We start from the raw sequence: 14,431 nt of genomic DNA, 5'->3' as shown, positions 1-14,431 counted from the left end.
GCATACCGGTTTTTCCTATCGAAGAACCAAGAACCCTATCGGATCTTACAGACTATCCCAAACCTTAGTATAACAATTCATACGCAGACAACCTCGGATTTTTCCTACAATTTCGTTATATCCACTTTAGACTCTATTGTCTACTATTTGATTGCGACAGTTTTCTCTACAAAACAAATTTCTTATTGAGTTTTGTTATTTGCTTATTGAGTTTTTTTGATGATATAATAACTTTTTTCTACCCACTTGTTTCTGTTTGTCAATGTATGCAAAAGAGCGAACCGCCGTAATTTCCCTTGCTGTCATTATGGCTTTTCGAATGTTGGGATCCTTTATGTTGTTCCCTGTATTGTCTCTTTACACCAACCGTATACCCTACGCAACACCCACTCTTGTCGGGTTGGCGCTTGGAATTTACGGACTTCTGCAAGCTTGTTTCCAAATTCCCTTTGGGAGCATTTCCGACCGAATTGGTCGGAAACCGGTTATCGCAATGGGGCTGGTATTTCTAGGCGTTGGAAGCGTACTTTCGGTTCTGTCGCGTTCTATCTATGGAATTATTGTTGGACGCTTCCTGCAAGGAGCGGGGGCGATTGGGAGTACCGTTCTTGCTATGGTTTCCGATTCGACTCGAGACGAAGATCGTAGTAAAGCAATGGCGTTGGTTGGAGTGGTCGTAGGCTGTGCATTTGTTGTTGCCTTCACTGTTGGCCCAATCATCAACGCGTGGTTTTGTCTCAAAGGTATTTTTTATACGACAGCAATTTTCGCGACGCTAGGAATCATTCTGCTTTATACCGTAGTTCCCAGTTCTTTCGTTTCTTTTCGGACGTCGTCTTCTTCTGTTTCAGGAAGTCCGGAAAAAGCGAAAGGAGCAGGAAAAACTTCTCTCAAAAAATTAATTTGTAACAGTGAGCTTTTGCGCTTAGACTTTGGCGTTTTTTCTCTGCATTGTATTCTAACAGCAATGTTTATCGGAATACCCATTGTTCTGAGTCAAATAGTCAATCTTACCGAGCACGAACAAGTGTTTCTTTATTTGGTCATATTGTTGTTCGCTTTTTCGGTATCCATGCCCGTTATCGTTCTTTCCGAAAGAAGACATCAGATCAAATCGATCGTCGTCGGATCTATTGTTCTCATGACAATTTGTCAATTTCTATTAATGGTTTTTTACCGATCGACCATTGAAATTTCCATCATCTTGTTTCTTTTCTTCGCAGCTTTTACATTGTTGGAAGCTGTGCTTCCTTCTTTAGTTTCAAAGACCGCACCGGTTTGTCAAAAAGGCACAGCGCTCGGCATGTATTCTTCCGCTCAATTTCTTGGTATCTTCTTAGGTGGTAGCGCGGGAGGATGGATTTTTAATCGCCATCAATGGATAGGGGTTCTTGTTTTCTGCGCAATTGTTTCGTTGTTGTGGTTGATATTGGTTCTTTTACCGTGCAAAAAAGCCTTTGCATTTTTGCAATAAAAATGTTTGTATTTCATAATATGCGTTCGAATCTGAGGAAAAAGAGGAACAATTTGTTTTATGGCTAGAGGAATAAACAAAGTCATTTTGATCGGAAACTTAGGTCAAGACCCCGAAGTACGTTATACCCCTAATGGGCACGCCGTTGCGAACACAGCGCTGGCCACAAACACCGCTTGGCGTGACAAAACAGGAACGTTGCAAGAGCGGACAGAATGGCATCGAGTCGCGTTTTTTGGCCGTTTGGCCGAAATTGTAGGAGAGTACTTACGAAAGGGATCCAAAGTATATATTGAAGGAAGTCTGCGAACTCGAAAATGGCAGGACAAAAACAACTCCGATCGTTATACCACAGAAATCGTTGCGAACGAAATGCACATACTAGACAATCGAAATCCTAGTCAGGAAGAAGGAAGCTCTGTTGCTTCTTACAAACCATCTTCTGGTCCAATCAAAAACAAAAACCAAGAAGAGGCACTTGACGACGGTAGTGCCTACCAAAGAGACGTTCCCGAACTTGAAGACGACATTCCTTTCTAATCTTACCTTTCTAATCCTAAGGGATCTTCTTGAGAAAATGAAAAATGAAAATTGATCAGAATTGGATTGAAGGGATATCGACGTCAACATCCACATCTTGTTCGTAGTCGACGTTACTCAAACCGAAACCGAACAATTTGTAAAAATCCTTTCGATAACCGGAAATGTCAGAGATTCGATTGACATTTTTACTGTTAACGGATTTCCACAACATTTGCACTTCCGATTGTACATCGTTTCGCATCTCTCGGTCGTCAATGCGAACGCGCCGTTCTGTATCCAGAAACGTCGTATTTTTTCCATACAAACATTCTCTAAATAATCGCCACATTTGCTCGATACAGTCTTCGTGTAGATTTTTTTCTTTCATGACTTTATAAAGCAACGAAATGTACAGAGGAACTACAGGTATAGCGACACTGGCTTGAGTTACTAACGCTTTATTTACAGAAATGACAGCTTGTCCTCCTAATTTCGACTGTAAAAGGGCATGCAGTCTTCTAGCTGTTGCTTCTAAAGACAACTTCGCTCTTCCGATAGTACCGTTACGATAGATCGGATGAGTGAATTCAGGTCCAATATACGTAAAAGCAATTGTTTTGATTTCTTTCGACAAACAACCGTTCTCCAACAGAGAGGTTATCCATAGTGTCCAATCATCACCGCCCATAACCGCAATCGTATCTTGAATTTCCTTCTCAGTTGCAGGTTCAATCGTTACTTCACTTATCTCACCTGTCATAACATCTATCGTTTTGCTTCGATAAAGTTGTTTGATAGGTTTTAGTACAGCACTAAACATTTCTCCAGTTTTGGGGTGCACACGACGCGGAGAAGCAATACTATAAACAACTAAATCGACCCCATCTTTCCAATCTTGTTGGATTAGCCTGATGGTTTGTTCTTTTATTGCGTCCGAAAACGCATCTCCGTTGATGCTTTTAGCGTACAATCCCGATTTGTGTGCGGCTTTTTCAAAAGCCGCTGCGTTGTACCATCCTGGAGAAGCGGTTCTTTTTTTCGTAGACCGTTTTTCGAGAAAAACTCCTATTGTCTCGGCTCCAATACCAAAAGAAGATACGACACGACTCGCAAGACCAAAACCAGAAGAAGAACCGATAATCAAAACCTTTTTAGGTTTAGAAACCCCCCAGAAACATGTCCGTTGCCTGACGCAGTCTATCCATTCCATCACATGATTCTTGCATCCTTCCGGATGAGCAGTTGTACAAACAAAACCACGGATTTTTGGCGCAATAATCATAATTTTCGACAACTGGACATTACCCAGAATAGCGGAACCGAACGATCACATTTCACTTGACTTTGCAAATTCAGTGAGATCTTCAAGTTAAAAAAACAGTTTCCCAATTTCTTGACCAAATTTTCCCGACTTTGAATTAATTTTTGGCGTTCCTGTTCTTATTTGCACGGTCAACCAGTTCAATGATTGCCATAGGCGCATTGTCTCCAGCGCGAAATCCACACCTCAATACGCGGAAATAACCTCCAGAACGTTTTGTATTCCGAGGGGCAATTTCCGTAAAAAGCGCCGCTACACTTTCGTTGTCACGCAAGCGGCCAAAAACTAAGCGGCGATTGGCGACACTGTCTTCTTTTGCTACAGTGATTAGAGGTTCAACCGTTCTGCGCAATTCTTTTGCTTTTGCCAAGGTGGTTCTTATCATCTCGTGCTTCAGCAACGAAACAGCCATATTTCTCATTATCGCATTGCGGTGTGCACTGGGACGACTCAAGCGTCTTCCACTTTTACGATGACGCATAATTTATTTTTTTCTCCGGAAAATTTTCCGGAGGCCATCCTCCTTCAATATGCATACCCAAACTTAGCCCTTTTTGTGCGAGAACGCTTTTAATCTCCAACAAAGACTTTCTGCCCAAATTTGGTGTTTTGAGTAGATCGTTTTCGGATCGTTGAACCAAATCGCCAATATAGTAGACGCTTTCCGCTTTTAAGCAATTAGCCGCACGTACGGTCAATTCCAAGTCGTCTACAGAACGAAACAATACAGGATTTATTTTCTCTCCTTTACTGCAATTGGTGGATCTTTCTTCATGTTTCATATCGACAAAAGCGGACAATTGCTGTTGCAAAATAGTCGCCGCAAATCGAATAGCCCCTTCAGGATTGAGAGTACCATTGGTCTCGAGTTCGATGATCAATTTATCCAAATCGATACGTTTTTTAACTCGAGTGTTTTCTACAGAATAGGAAACGCGTCGTACTGGACTGTAGGAAGCGTCCAACAACAACACATTCAGAAGAGATCGGTTTTCTCCTTTTTCTGCGCGAATGCTGGCAGGTTCATAACCTCGACCTATCGCCGCTTTCAATCTCATACTGAGAACACCATCTCGAGTGAGATGCGCAATGATATGATCGGGATTGGCGATCTTGACTCTGTGGTCTGTTTGCAGATCCCCCGCCGTAGCCACACCCGGTCCTTTTTTACTTAGATTTAAGGTAGCTTCATCGCATCCTTCCAACCTGACAGAAATTCCTTTCAAATTCAAAATGACGTCCACTATATCTTCTCGTATGCCTTCAAGAGAACTGTATTCATGCAAAACCCCTTCTATTTGCGCTTCGACAATAGCGGCTCCAGGCATCGAAGACAGTAAAACTCGTCTCAAGGCGTTTCCCAAAGTGTGTCCAAATCCGCGTTCTAATGGTTCCAAAACGATGCGAAAGTGGTTGGTCGATATAGGATAAACCTGAATATTTTTCGGCGTTAAAAACGAGTGAAGCTCTTGCATTTTTAAACCCCCTATTTCGAATAAAGCTCAACAACAAGATTAATTTTGAATTCAGCGGGCAGTTCTGCTGCACTGGGCTGATTTTTGAATACACCAACCATTTTTGCAGAATTCACTTCGATCCAAGGGACAGTTGCACGTTGTTGTGCCAGTTCTAATGCGCCTTTAATACGCAGTTGCTTTTTTGCACAATCGCGTACTTCGATCGAATCTCCGGTCTTTACCTGATAGGAAGAGATGTTGACCAAACCTCCATTGACAAGAATAGCTTTGTGGCTTACGAGTTGTCTCGCCTCGGCCCGAGTGGCCGAAAACCCCATCCGATACACTACATTGTCCAAACGCCTCTCCAATAAGTTTAGCAAATTCTCTCCAGTAGAACCCTTGAATTTATCGGCTTTTTGATAATAATTGCGAAATTGCTTTTCTAGAATTCCGTAGTACCGCTTAATCAATTGTTTCATCCGTAATTGAGCACTATAGTCTGTAGTTCTCCCCCGGCGCTGCCAATGCATACCGGGAATACGCTCGATATTGCACTTCGAATCAACACTACGAATTCCGCTCTTTAGTTGTAAATCGGTCTTTTCGCGTCGTAACAATCTGCATTTTGGACCTAAATATCTCGCCACTGTAAAATCTCTCCCTTGTACTCTTCTATACTCTCCTTCTCTTACGGGGTCGACAGCCATTATGGGGGAGTGCCGTACGGTCCTCTAGACTGACAATCTTCAGGCCTGAAGCACGCAATCCACGAATGGCAGAATCTCGTCCTGCCCCCGGACCTTTGACACATACAGAAACGGTTTCCATACCAAAATCTTGGATGGCTCTCTCACCAACTCCTTCAGCGGCTAGTTGCGCTCCATAAGGAGTTCCTTTTCGGGACCCTTTAAATCCAGAACCCCCCGCCGATCGAAAACACAACACATTCCCTTGCAGATCGGAAATACATACCTTCGTATTGTTAAATTCCGCATTGATGTGCGCAATGCCTTCAGAAACTTTTCGAAAACGCTTTTTTCCCATACAGCCAATGAACCTGTTATTAGGTTTTTATAGTTATTAGTTTTGTATAGATTTACGTCTACCCTTACGTGTGCGAGCGTTAGTCCGGGTTCGTTGACCACGAACCGGAAGCCCACGACGATGACGAACACCTTGATAGGTACCTAAGTCCATCTTTCTTTTGATGTCCATAGAACGCTTGCGTCTTAAATCTCCTTCCACCGCGAATCTACTGACTTCGTCTCGCAAGACATTCAGTTCAACTTCAGACAAGTCGGTAATCTTAAAAGCCGGATCGATGTTTGCCGCTTTGCAAATCTTCATTGCGCGGGGGGCGCCTATACCATAAATAGCCTGAAGCGCTATCCACACATGTTTGTGTACCGGAATGTTAACACCTGCAATACGAGCTGTCATTCTCTCTTATCTTCGTTTCAACTACTGCCTAATCGACAACAACGCGACAAAATTGGTTTGGTAAGCATAATCCTCCCTCTACAATAAATCAAGTTGAAGAAGATCAAAATACAACTGCACTGGAAAATTTATTCCGCCTATCCGATCTTTTTTTCTGATCATTTTACCGTCAACCGCTCTGTCGTTGTTTATGCCGAACGTTGCTACATACCACTCGTACAACGCCCTCTCGGCGTACTATTTTGCAGTTTCGACAAATTCTTTTTACAGACGTTCTCACTTTCATCTTTATTTTCTCTTGGTTTTTTTTGTTTTTACCGAATAAGTCCGAATCTTGATCCTTTTATACCGGATTTTTTCATTAAAGATTCGTATTGGTGACTTACAACGTGAGCTTGTATCTGCGCTACAAAATCCATAATCACTACTACTGCAATCAACAGAGAAGTACCTCCAAAATAAAAGGGGACGTTCCACACCAAGATCAAAAATTGGGGCAATAAAGCTACTGAAGCGAGATAGACAGAACCTATCAAAGTAAGTCGCATCATCACTTTACCGATATAGTTTGCTGTCTGCTCTCCTGGACGAATACCGGAAATAAACGCTCCAGATTTCTTTAAATTTTCAGCCGTTTCTCTGGGATTGAACACCAACATTGTATAAAAGAAGCTAAAAAAGACCACCGCTATAGCAAAAATCACGATATAGGCGGGCTGTCCGTTCGAAAGCGCTAGGGAAATATTGTCTAACCATCCCAATTCTCGAATTGAGGCCATAAATTTGGCTACAGCCCCGGGAAACAAAATGATGCTTTGGGCAAAAATTACCGGGATAACTCCGGACATATTAATCTTCAACGGAAGATGACTGCTTTGGGCCGTGTACAATTTTCTTCCTTGTTGGCGTTTAGCATAATTAATGGTAATACGGCGTTGAGCTCTTTCGAAGAAGACTACTACTAAAATGACTAAGATGATTACCGACAGCAAGAATAACAAAGTTAATACAGACATTTGGTCTTGGCGCACTTGCATAAACACTTGACTGATTGCCGAAGGAAGCCGTGAAGCAATACTGGAAAAAATAATCAAAGAAATTCCATTTCCAATACCTCGTTCTGTCATTTGTTCACCCAACCACATCAGAAACATAGTACCTGTTACTAGAGTGACAACAGTCGTAAAGTAAAAACCAAAATTTGGGTCAATTACAACACCGCTACTGTTGACAAGCCATTTAGTCATAAAAATTGATTGCAACAAAGCCAAAACGACAGTCCCGTATCGTATATATTGATTGATTTTTCTATGACCCGATTCCCCCTCTTTTTGTAGAACCTGCATTTTGGGAGAAATCTGGCTATACATTTGCACAATGATAGAAGAAGAAATATACGGCATTATTCCCAAAGCAAAAATTGTCATCCGGCTCAACGCTCCTCCAGAGAACATATTGAACATTCCCAAGAACCCCCATTCGTGCTGATGAAAAAGCTTCGAAAGACGGGAAGGATTAAGACCCGGTATAGGTATATACGTTCCCAATCGATATACAAAAATACCAATTAGAACAAACAACAAACGTTTCCTCAATTCTCCAAATCCACCTTGCGACAACGAAGACGGTATGCCACCAAATTTTCTTCTGTTAGCTATCGCGTGCATTCTCTTCTTTACTTTTGTAAACCTTCTTCTGTTCTTCTATTTATATTATTACGTTCTACCTTGCCGCCCTGTCTTTCTACGCAAGCTTTGGCACCTCTAGTCACTCTAATTCTAATACCGGAAATTACTACAGGACGTTCCAATTTTCCTGAAGCGAATATTTTCACGTATCTTGTTCGGCGGCTGACAATATTGTTCGTTTTTAGAACACCAATATCAATCACGCCCCTATGCGCATCAGAAATCTTAATCTTATTTAATTCGTGCAAACGCACTTCCGCAGAAATCAATTTTTTCTTCGAAACAAAACCAAATTTTGGAATTCGACGCTGTATAGGCATTTGTCCACCTTCAAATCCAACTTTACGATAACCGCCGGAACGAGAACGTTGTCCTTTGTGTCCACGACCACACGTTTTTCCTTTTCCGCTACCAATTCCGCGGCCTACCCGCCTTTTGTTTTTTCGTTTTTTACAGTTGGATTTTAGAACGTTCAGTCGCATTTCAAACTTCTGTGATTTTCAACAAATAACGAACCTTATTGATCAATCCTCGATTGACAGACGTATTAACAATTTCCACCGTTTGATGCATACGTCTCAATCCCAATCCTTCTATACACTCGCGGTGACCGGGTTTTCTCCCATATTTACTGCCTATTAAGGTCACACGAATTTTTTTCGGTTGCTGCATTTTGACTTTCTTCTTGTCTTACCCCAAAATTTCCGCAACAGGCTTTCCGCGTTTTGCAGCGACTGATTCAGGTGTTTCCAAATTTTTAATCGCTTTGAAAGTGGCCCGAATCACATTAATCGGATTGGAAGATCCGATACATTTCGCCAAAATATTTTGGATACCCATAACTTCAAAAACCGCCCGCATCGCATTCCCAGCAATTATTCCTGTTCCCTGAGACGCCGGCAATATCAACACAATCGAAGATGCGAAAACAGCTTGTATCGGATGGCTCAACGTGTTGCCTGCTCCCAAAGGAACGTAGATCATACCGCGGCGAGCGCCTTCTGTAGCCTTTTGAATGGCAGATGGAACCTCACGCGCCTTTCCCAGACCGAAACCTACTTTCCCTTCTCCATTCCCCACAACCACTAAAGCGGAAAAACCGAATATACGTCCCCCTTTTACAACTTTTGCTGTACGACGAACATGAATCAATTTGTTTTGGTTCTCGGTTGTGTTAGTACTACTTTTCTCGCTGTGCATAAATTCCTTAAGAAGAGTCAACTAAAATGCCATTCCACTCGAACGCGCCGCTTCTGCCAATGCTCGAACGCGTCCGTGGTATTTGTATCCACTACGATCAAAAGCCACTCGTACGATACCCAATTTTTTGGCGCGTTCCGCAATAAGATTTCCTATCAGCGCAGCCGCTGCGGTATTGCCTCCGCGATTTCCTAATCGGTCTTTTATTTCTTTTTCCAAAGTCGATCCGGAAGACAGCACATTTGCATCAGAGGAAATCAGTTGCGCGTAAATGTGATTTGCCGATCGATAGACGCACAACCGCACTACACCCAATTCTTTGATTTTTGCCCTCGTCCGCAGAGCGCGTTTGGCCTGTCTTTTGCGTTTGTTCATCGTTAGTGAATCAATATACTTAAGTGAATCAATATACTTATAATTATTTTTTCTTAGTGTCTCTACAAATCACACGTTCATCATCATAGCGAATACCCTTGCCTTTGTAAGGTTCCGGTGGCCGAATTGCGCGAATACCGGCAGCCACTTGACCGACCATATGACAATCAAGACCTTTAACGACAATCTCGGTTGCACTGGGAGTTTCTACGACAACATTTTTCGGTATTTTTACGTCCACCGGATGCGAAAACCCTACCGTTAGATTTAGGATCTGTTCTTGCACTTTAGCCCGATAGCCAATTCCCACCATAATCAATTTTTTCCGAAACCCGTCGCAAACACCACGGACCATATTTTGTACTATAGAACGAGCCGTACCCGCTAGCGCATTCAATTCCTTTGGACAATAAACGCTGTGTTCTTTCTGTTTTATCGACACTCGGAGCACACCATCGTTCAGTACAACTTCAATTCTGTCGTGAATTGTTCGCGAAATCCTACCGAGAGCGCCTTGTACTGTAATCCGCTGTTTCCAAATTTTGACATCCACACCATCCGGAATCTTGATTGGCTGTTTTGCCACACGACTTACCACAAATCTTCCCTCCAAAAATTCAGCTAACGTAGCAAATCACTTCTCCACCTTCTCCTAAATGTCGTGCTTGAGAGTCAGACATCATACCTTTCGAAGTCGAAATAACAGCGACGCCTAGCCCACCATGCACCTTAGGCAATTCGTTCTTACCGCTATATACACGTAGAGACGGCTTACTCACACGCCTCAACATTGAAATAACAGGTTTACCTTTATAATACTTCAAAATTACAATCAGTCGCTTGGAAAATTTATTTTCTTCGCGAAAATCCGCAATATACCCTTCTTCCTTCAACACCGATACAAGACTTAATTTCAATTTTGAAGAAGGCATAGAAACTTCCCTTTTTGCTGCCGCTTGGGCATTGCGAATACGCGCCAATGTATCAGAAATGGGATCCTGCATCATAATAAAACTACCAACTGGCTTTTTTCAAGCCAGGAACATCACCTCGCATTACAGCTTCTCTTAAGTGAATTCGACACAATCCAAATTTTTTCAGCGTTCCGCACGGCCGTCCGCATTCTCGACACCGATGTCTAACTCGTACTTTGGACTCATTTCGAGGATTTTTTTGTAGTTTCAACGAAACCAGTTCTTGTTCTTCAAAAGAACCTTTTTTCAACATCTTTTTCAACTCGGAACGACTCTTTTGGGCTTTACGAGATTCCCGAATTCGTCTCTCATTGCGCTCGATTACACTCAATTTTGCCATAATATTTTTGTATTCAACAACAACCTAGCCGTTTCAATAGTCTTTGAGTGGAAAACCAAAACTTTTCAACAACAACAGAGCTTGTGTCTTCTCTCCAAAACGCACGCTCGTTGTAATGCTAACATCGAGTCCGCGAATGGCATCAATTTTATCGTACTGAACTTCTGGAAAAACAATTTGTTCTCGGATACCAAAACTGAAATTACCCCATTGATCGAAAGACGAAATACTAAAACCTCGAAAATCTCGAATACGCGGTATCGCAATTGCAATTAATCGTTGCAAAAAAGTATACATACGTCTTCGACGCAGAGTCACTTTACAACCAACAGGCCATCCGGTACGGATTTTGAAACCGGCTTCCGATTTGCGCGCACAGGTAACAACAGGTTTCTGACCCGCAATCCTCGTCATATCGTCTACAGCGCGTTCAATTGCTTTTTTGTCGGAAACAGCTCCGCCGACACCCATATTTAGGGTAATTTTTTCAATACGCGGTACAGACATTACGGACTTAAAACCAAACTCTTTTTGTAAGTCCGGCACAATTTTCTTTCTATAAAGTTCCTGAAACTCTTGCATATTCTATTCTTCTATAATCTACACATCAATCCTTTCTCTGTTTGACGCAAACACTCGAATCTTAGTTCCATCATCCAGAATTTTAATTTTTACCCAATCTGGTTTTTTAGCGGCGGGGTTATAAACGGCGACATTTGAAATATGAATTCCTGATTCCCGTTCCAATACTCCACCCTGCTCGTTTTTATTAGGATTGGGTTTCACATGTTTTTTGACCAAATGTACACCTTCGATCAAAACTTTCCCGTCAGAAGAAATTTTCAGAACCTTTCCTTGGCAACGTTTATCCTCTCCTGTAACCACTACAACAATATCGCTTTTTCTAATTTTTTTTGTCGCCATATCTTCCCTTCTATAATTCTACTCTACAATACTAGAACGACTAGAACGCTCCATAAAACACTCTATAGTACTTCCAAAGCTAATGAAATAATTTTCATAAAATTGCGGGTCCGTAGTTCACGAGTCACCGGACCAAAAATCCGAGTGCCTATTGGCTGCGACTGATTGCTCAGCAAAACCACTGCGTTTCCATCAAAACGAATCGTCGATCCGTCAACTCTTCGAATACCCTTACGCGTTCGTACCACTACAGCGTTTACCACATCTCCTTTTTCCACTTTTCCTCTTGGCATCGCTTCTTTAATACTTACTTTTATAATATCGCCGATGTTTGCATACCGGCGTTTAGAACCTCCTAAAACTTTAATGCACACCGCACGCTTAGCTCCACTGTTGTCTGCTACATCAACACCCGATTGCGCTTGAATCATACAGCCTCTTCTCCCAACCTGCTATTTTTTGGCTTTTTTTGTAATCTTCTCCAAAATCCACTTCTTTGTCTTCGAAATAGGACGCGTTGCATAAACAACTGCAATATCGCCTTTTTGGCATTTGTTTCCCTGATCGTGTACATACAATTTTGTAAAACGCCTAATAAATTTTCCGTATTTGAGGTGCCTCGACCGCCAAGCTACCAACACAACGATTGTGTCGCGCATACTGTTGCTGATGACGGTTCCCGCCACAACACGAGATTTTTTTTTATTGTCATCCACCGCCACGACCTCTTTTTTCTCTTAAAAAGGTTTTAGTGCGAGCAACACTACGACGTATGCGTTTACAGAGGTGCGGTCGGACTGTTTTTTCTCTCACACCCATTTGCATACGAAAACTAAATTGTTCCTTTAGCAAACTGACCAATTCTTTTTTGAGTTCGGATTCCGATTTTTCACAAAATCTTTCGGTCTTCATCACTACTATACTATCATACGTCTGGAAAATATACATCTTACAGGTAATTTAGCCGCCGCTCGCACAAAAGCTTCTCGAGCAAGCGTTTCTTCAATTCCCTCGATTTCAAAAATCATTCGGCCAGGTTGTACAAGTGCTACCCAATATTCGACATTTCCCTTACCTTTACCCTGTCGTACCTCCAAAGGTTTTTTTGTAATCGGTTTGTCTGGAAAGATACGAATAATGATTTTTCCACTACGCTTCACGTGTTTCGAAAGAGCACGGCGAGCGGCCTCTAGTTGGCGCGCAGTAATCCTAGCGTGCTGCGCAGCTTTAAGACCAAATTCTCCAAAACTAATTCGATTTCCGCGGCACGCCATTCCCCGATTCCGACCTTTAAAATCCTTACGATACTTTCTATTACTCGGTTGCAACATGTTTCATCAATCCTTCTGCGCTATGGCTATGAAGATTCCTCCACTGACGACAACGAAGAATTTTTCAACACGTGCGTTTCTCCTTTAAAAATCCACACCTTTACCCCAATCGTTCCGTAAGTAGTTTTTGCCACAGCCATCGCATAATCAATATCAGCACGAAACGTATGCAAAGGAACACGACCTTCTCGATACCATTCGGTACGGGCGATTTCGGATCCGCTCAAACGTCCACTGACACTTATTTTGACTCCTAAGGCGCCTTGACGTAGAGTATTTTGCACAGAACGTTTCATGATTCTTCGAAATGCAACGCGACGCTCCAATTGTTGGACAATATTTTCCGCCACCAGCTTTGCATCCAATTCGGGTTTCCGAATCTCTTCAATGGTGATGTGTACAGGAACTTTCATCATTTTTGATATTTCTAAACGCAACGCTTCAATTTCCTCGCCCTTTTTTCCAATAATTACACCCGGACGTGCAGAATAAATCGAAATTTTGGCATTACGAGCCGGTCGTTCGATCTGAATGCGACTAACAGACGCTCCTTTCAAACGACTCTCCAGCAACTGACGCACCCGCAAATCGTCATTTAAACGATCAGGAAAACTCTTTGTATCCGCATACCAGTTGGATGTCCAATCTTTTACAATGCCAAGCCGCATGCCTATAGGATTAACTTTTTGACCCACTACTCGTTTTCTCCTCTGTCTGGAAATCTGATATTCTAACAGTAATGTGGCAAGTGCGCTTCGAAATTTGATTGGTACGACCACGCGCTCGAGCGCGAAACCGTTTCGCCACAGGTCCTTCATCAACCATCAATGTTGATATGCTTAATTCACCCGCATCAACAACACCTTGGTTGTGTTCGGCATTGGCAATAGCTGAATTCAAAACTTTTCGTACAACGGACGCGGCTTTTTTATTACTAAACTGCAGAAGACGGATCGCTTTCTCAGCAGAAAAACCCCGAATCTGATTGGCCACAAGTCTCACTTTTTGAGCCGAAATGCGCGCATATTTTAATCTTGCGCTAACTTCCACTATATTTTCCTTTCTTCATTTCTTCTTCATCAATCCTCTTTCTTTGTCTTTCGATCTCCCGAATGCACTCTAAAGGTACGGGTTGGGGAAAACTCTCCCAATTTATGTCCTACCATATTCTCCGAAATGTAAATCGGTACATGTTTTCGCCCGTTGTGGACCGAAATAGTCAGTCCTACCATCTCGGGGATTATCATGGAACATCGAGACCAAGTTTTGACAGGTCGCTTAATGTCTTCTTTTTGCGCCCGCCTCATCTTTTTTAAAAGCCGATACCCTACGAACGGGCCTTTGGTTGTTGATCTTGGCATTTTTAGGCATCCTTTTTTCTT

26 protein-coding genes are annotated in these 14,431 nt (G+C 42.3%); 2 read left to right on the top strand and 24 right to left on the bottom strand.

Annotation, left to right across the window (positions count from 1 at the left end; translation table 11 throughout):
* Nucleotides 1-262 precede the first annotated feature (262 nt).
* Nucleotides 263-1,474, top strand: a complete 1,212-nt coding sequence (locus EGQ50_RS01645; protein ID WP_159747983.1) for an MFS transporter — start codon at nt 263-265, stop codon at nt 1,472-1,474.
* Between the two features lie 60 nt (nt 1,475-1,534).
* Nucleotides 1,535-2,014, top strand: a complete 480-nt coding sequence (gene ssb / locus EGQ50_RS01640) for a single-stranded DNA-binding protein (RefSeq protein WP_159747981.1) — start codon at nt 1,535-1,537, stop codon at nt 2,012-2,014.
* A 55-nt stretch (nt 2,015-2,069) separates the two neighbouring features.
* Here the strand turns inward: ssb and fabV are convergent, their stop codons facing one another.
* The 24 genes from fabV to rpsS form a co-directional block, all read right to left on the bottom strand.
* Nucleotides 2,070-3,278: an enoyl-ACP reductase FabV gene (gene fabV / locus EGQ50_RS01635; protein WP_159747979.1), complete on the bottom strand. Its 1,209-nt coding sequence runs from the start codon at nt 3,276-3,278 to the stop codon at nt 2,070-2,072.
* Between the two features lie 136 nt (nt 3,279-3,414).
* Entirely contained in the window at nt 3,415-3,798 is a 384-nt protein-coding gene (gene rplQ / locus EGQ50_RS01630; RefSeq protein WP_159747977.1) for a 50S ribosomal protein L17, read from the bottom strand.
* The gene (locus tag EGQ50_RS01625) at nt 3,785-4,792 is read right to left on the bottom strand and encodes a DNA-directed RNA polymerase subunit alpha (RefSeq protein WP_159747975.1); all 1,008 of its coding nucleotides are present in this window, start codon (nt 4,790-4,792) and stop codon (nt 3,785-3,787) included. Before EGQ50_RS01625 ends, rplQ begins: the two co-directional genes overlap by 14 nt.
* 11 nt (nt 4,793-4,803) lie before the next feature.
* Nucleotides 4,804-5,424 (bottom strand): 30S ribosomal protein S4, encoded by a 621-nt coding sequence (gene rpsD, locus EGQ50_RS01620; RefSeq protein ID WP_159747973.1) that lies wholly within the window; start codon nt 5,422-5,424, stop codon nt 4,804-4,806.
* A 25-nt stretch (nt 5,425-5,449) separates the two neighbouring features.
* Complete coding sequence (gene rpsK / locus EGQ50_RS01615; RefSeq protein WP_159747971.1) at nt 5,450-5,821, bottom strand: 30S ribosomal protein S11; 372 nt, start codon at nt 5,819-5,821, stop codon at nt 5,450-5,452.
* 36 nt (nt 5,822-5,857) lie between these two features.
* The gene (rpsM, locus tag EGQ50_RS01610; RefSeq protein WP_159747969.1) at nt 5,858-6,217 is read right to left on the bottom strand and encodes a 30S ribosomal protein S13; all 360 of its coding nucleotides are present in this window, start codon (nt 6,215-6,217) and stop codon (nt 5,858-5,860) included.
* A 169-nt stretch (nt 6,218-6,386) separates the two neighbouring features.
* Nucleotides 6,387-6,503 carry a 50S ribosomal protein L36 gene (gene rpmJ, locus EGQ50_RS01605; protein WP_159747967.1) on the bottom strand — a complete coding sequence of 39 codons (117 nt, stop codon included), beginning with the start codon at nt 6,501-6,503 and terminating at the stop codon, nt 6,387-6,389.
* A 28-nt stretch (nt 6,504-6,531) separates the two neighbouring features.
* The gene (gene secY / locus EGQ50_RS01600; RefSeq protein ID WP_159747965.1) at nt 6,532-7,884 is read right to left on the bottom strand and encodes a preprotein translocase subunit SecY; all 1,353 of its coding nucleotides are present in this window, start codon (nt 7,882-7,884) and stop codon (nt 6,532-6,534) included.
* An 8-nt stretch (nt 7,885-7,892) separates the two neighbouring features.
* Nucleotides 7,893-8,387 carry a 50S ribosomal protein L15 gene (gene rplO, locus EGQ50_RS01595; RefSeq protein ID WP_159747963.1) on the bottom strand — a complete coding sequence of 165 codons (495 nt, stop codon included), beginning with the start codon at nt 8,385-8,387 and terminating at the stop codon, nt 7,893-7,895.
* 1 nt (nt 8,388) lies between these two features.
* Complete coding sequence (rpmD, locus tag EGQ50_RS01590) at nt 8,389-8,577, bottom strand: 50S ribosomal protein L30 (RefSeq protein ID WP_159747962.1); 189 nt, start codon at nt 8,575-8,577, stop codon at nt 8,389-8,391.
* Nucleotides 8,578-8,595: 18 nt separating this feature from the next.
* A complete protein-coding gene (gene rpsE / locus EGQ50_RS01585) occupies nt 8,596-9,105 on the bottom strand; it encodes a 30S ribosomal protein S5 (protein ID WP_159747960.1) in 510 nt (169 codons plus the stop codon).
* Between the two features lie 21 nt (nt 9,106-9,126).
* Nucleotides 9,127-9,480, bottom strand: a complete 354-nt coding sequence (gene rplR / locus EGQ50_RS01580; protein WP_159747958.1) for a 50S ribosomal protein L18 — start codon at nt 9,478-9,480, stop codon at nt 9,127-9,129.
* A 43-nt stretch (nt 9,481-9,523) separates the two neighbouring features.
* Complete coding sequence (gene rplF, locus EGQ50_RS01575; protein WP_159747956.1) at nt 9,524-10,078, bottom strand: 50S ribosomal protein L6; 555 nt, start codon at nt 10,076-10,078, stop codon at nt 9,524-9,526.
* 19 nt (nt 10,079-10,097) lie between these two features.
* Nucleotides 10,098-10,487, bottom strand: coding sequence for a 30S ribosomal protein S8 (rpsH, locus tag EGQ50_RS01570; protein ID WP_218939752.1), 390 nt, complete (start codon nt 10,485-10,487; stop codon nt 10,098-10,100).
* A gap of 7 nt (nt 10,488-10,494) precedes the next feature.
* Entirely contained in the window at nt 10,495-10,794 is a 300-nt protein-coding gene (rpsN, locus tag EGQ50_RS01565; RefSeq protein WP_159747954.1) for a 30S ribosomal protein S14, read from the bottom strand.
* Nucleotides 10,795-10,827: 33 nt separating this feature from the next.
* Complete coding sequence (gene rplE / locus EGQ50_RS01560; protein ID WP_159747952.1) at nt 10,828-11,376, bottom strand: 50S ribosomal protein L5; 549 nt, start codon at nt 11,374-11,376, stop codon at nt 10,828-10,830.
* Nucleotides 11,377-11,394: 18 nt separating this feature from the next.
* On the bottom strand, nt 11,395-11,718 hold the full coding sequence (rplX, locus tag EGQ50_RS01555; protein ID WP_159747950.1) for a 50S ribosomal protein L24: 324 nt from the start codon (nt 11,716-11,718) through the stop codon (nt 11,395-11,397).
* Nucleotides 11,719-11,780: 62 nt separating this feature from the next.
* Nucleotides 11,781-12,149 carry a 50S ribosomal protein L14 gene (gene rplN, locus EGQ50_RS01550; RefSeq protein ID WP_159747948.1) on the bottom strand — a complete coding sequence of 123 codons (369 nt, stop codon included), beginning with the start codon at nt 12,147-12,149 and terminating at the stop codon, nt 11,781-11,783.
* Between the two features lie 21 nt (nt 12,150-12,170).
* On the bottom strand, nt 12,171-12,440 hold the full coding sequence (rpsQ, locus tag EGQ50_RS01545) for a 30S ribosomal protein S17 (protein ID WP_246168917.1): 270 nt from the start codon (nt 12,438-12,440) through the stop codon (nt 12,171-12,173).
* Nucleotides 12,427-12,630 carry a 50S ribosomal protein L29 gene (gene rpmC / locus EGQ50_RS01540; protein WP_159747946.1) on the bottom strand — a complete coding sequence of 68 codons (204 nt, stop codon included), beginning with the start codon at nt 12,628-12,630 and terminating at the stop codon, nt 12,427-12,429. Before rpmC ends, rpsQ begins: the two co-directional genes overlap by 14 nt.
* A 5-nt stretch (nt 12,631-12,635) precedes the next feature.
* Nucleotides 12,636-13,049 carry a 50S ribosomal protein L16 gene (gene rplP, locus EGQ50_RS01535; RefSeq protein WP_159747944.1) on the bottom strand — a complete coding sequence of 138 codons (414 nt, stop codon included), beginning with the start codon at nt 13,047-13,049 and terminating at the stop codon, nt 12,636-12,638.
* Nucleotides 13,050-13,075: 26 nt separating this feature from the next.
* The gene (rpsC, locus tag EGQ50_RS01530) at nt 13,076-13,744 is read right to left on the bottom strand and encodes a 30S ribosomal protein S3 (protein ID WP_159747942.1); all 669 of its coding nucleotides are present in this window, start codon (nt 13,742-13,744) and stop codon (nt 13,076-13,078) included.
* The gene (rplV, locus tag EGQ50_RS01525; protein WP_159747940.1) at nt 13,728-14,099 is read right to left on the bottom strand and encodes a 50S ribosomal protein L22; all 372 of its coding nucleotides are present in this window, start codon (nt 14,097-14,099) and stop codon (nt 13,728-13,730) included. The genes rpsC and rplV overlap by 17 nt, the downstream gene beginning before the upstream one ends.
* Before the next feature lie 29 nt (nt 14,100-14,128).
* Nucleotides 14,129-14,410 (bottom strand): 30S ribosomal protein S19, encoded by a 282-nt coding sequence (gene rpsS, locus EGQ50_RS01520; protein WP_159747938.1) that lies wholly within the window; start codon nt 14,408-14,410, stop codon nt 14,129-14,131.
* Between the last annotated feature and the right edge of the window lie 21 nt (nt 14,411-14,431).

The sequence above is a fragment of the Coxiella endosymbiont of Amblyomma sculptum genome (assembly GCF_009883795.1).
Lineage (GTDB): Bacteria > Pseudomonadota > Gammaproteobacteria > Coxiellales > Coxiellaceae > Coxiella.
The sequence above is the reverse complement of the archived record's forward strand: the minus strand, read 5'-3'. Positions and strand labels throughout refer to the sequence as shown.

Bases quoted from the DNA above. Each gene is read 5' to 3' on its own strand.
- rplP (WP_159747944.1), bottom strand. From the start codon at position 13,049: ATGTTGCAACCGAGTAATAGAAAGTATCGTAAGGATTTTAAAGGTCGG.
- rpmC (WP_159747946.1), bottom strand. From the start codon at position 12,630: ATGAAGACCGAAAGATTTTGTGAAAAATCGGAATCCGAACTCAAAAAA.
- rpmD (WP_159747962.1), bottom strand. From the start codon at position 8,577: ATGCAGCAACCGAAAAAAATTCGTGTGACCTTAATAGGCAGTAAATAT.
- EGQ50_RS01625 (WP_159747975.1), bottom strand. From the start codon at position 4,792: ATGCAAGAGCTTCACTCGTTTTTAACGCCGAAAAATATTCAGGTTTAT.
- rpsM (WP_159747969.1), bottom strand. From the start codon at position 6,217: ATGACAGCTCGTATTGCAGGTGTTAACATTCCGGTACACAAACATGTG.
- rplQ (WP_159747977.1), bottom strand. From the start codon at position 3,798: ATGCGTCATCGTAAAAGTGGAAGACGCTTGAGTCGTCCCAGTGCACAC.
- secY (WP_159747965.1), bottom strand. From the start codon at position 7,884: ATGCACGCGATAGCTAACAGAAGAAAATTTGGTGGCATACCGTCTTCG.
- fabV (WP_159747979.1), bottom strand. From the start codon at position 3,278: ATGATTATTGCGCCAAAAATCCGTGGTTTTGTTTGTACAACTGCTCAT.
- rplR (WP_159747958.1), bottom strand. From the start codon at position 9,480: ATGAACAAACGCAAAAGACAGGCCAAACGCGCTCTGCGGACGAGGGCA.
- rpsN (WP_159747954.1), bottom strand. From the start codon at position 10,794: ATGGCAAAATTGAGTGTAATCGAGCGCAATGAGAGACGAATTCGGGAA.
- rplX (WP_159747950.1), bottom strand. From the start codon at position 11,718: ATGGCGACAAAAAAAATTAGAAAAAGCGATATTGTTGTAGTGGTTACA.
- rpmJ (WP_159747967.1), bottom strand. From the start codon at position 6,503: ATGAAAGTGAGAACGTCTGTAAAAAGAATTTGTCGAAACTGCAAAATA.
- EGQ50_RS01645 (WP_159747983.1), top strand. From the start codon at position 263: ATGTATGCAAAAGAGCGAACCGCCGTAATTTCCCTTGCTGTCATTATG.
- rpsE (WP_159747960.1), bottom strand. From the start codon at position 9,105: ATGCACAGCGAGAAAAGTAGTACTAACACAACCGAGAACCAAAACAAA.
- rplO (WP_159747963.1), bottom strand. From the start codon at position 8,387: ATGCGACTGAACGTTCTAAAATCCAACTGTAAAAAACGAAAAAACAAA.
- ssb (WP_159747981.1), top strand. From the start codon at position 1,535: ATGGCTAGAGGAATAAACAAAGTCATTTTGATCGGAAACTTAGGTCAA.
- rplE (WP_159747952.1), bottom strand. From the start codon at position 11,376: ATGCAAGAGTTTCAGGAACTTTATAGAAAGAAAATTGTGCCGGACTTA.
- rplN (WP_159747948.1), bottom strand. From the start codon at position 12,149: ATGATTCAAGCGCAATCGGGTGTTGATGTAGCAGACAACAGTGGAGCT.
- rpsH (WP_218939752.1), bottom strand. From the start codon at position 10,487: ATGATGCAGGATCCCATTTCTGATACATTGGCGCGTATTCGCAATGCC.
- rpsK (WP_159747971.1), bottom strand. From the start codon at position 5,821: ATGGGAAAAAAGCGTTTTCGAAAAGTTTCTGAAGGCATTGCGCACATC.
- rpsS (WP_159747938.1), bottom strand. From the start codon at position 14,410: ATGCCAAGATCAACAACCAAAGGCCCGTTCGTAGGGTATCGGCTTTTA.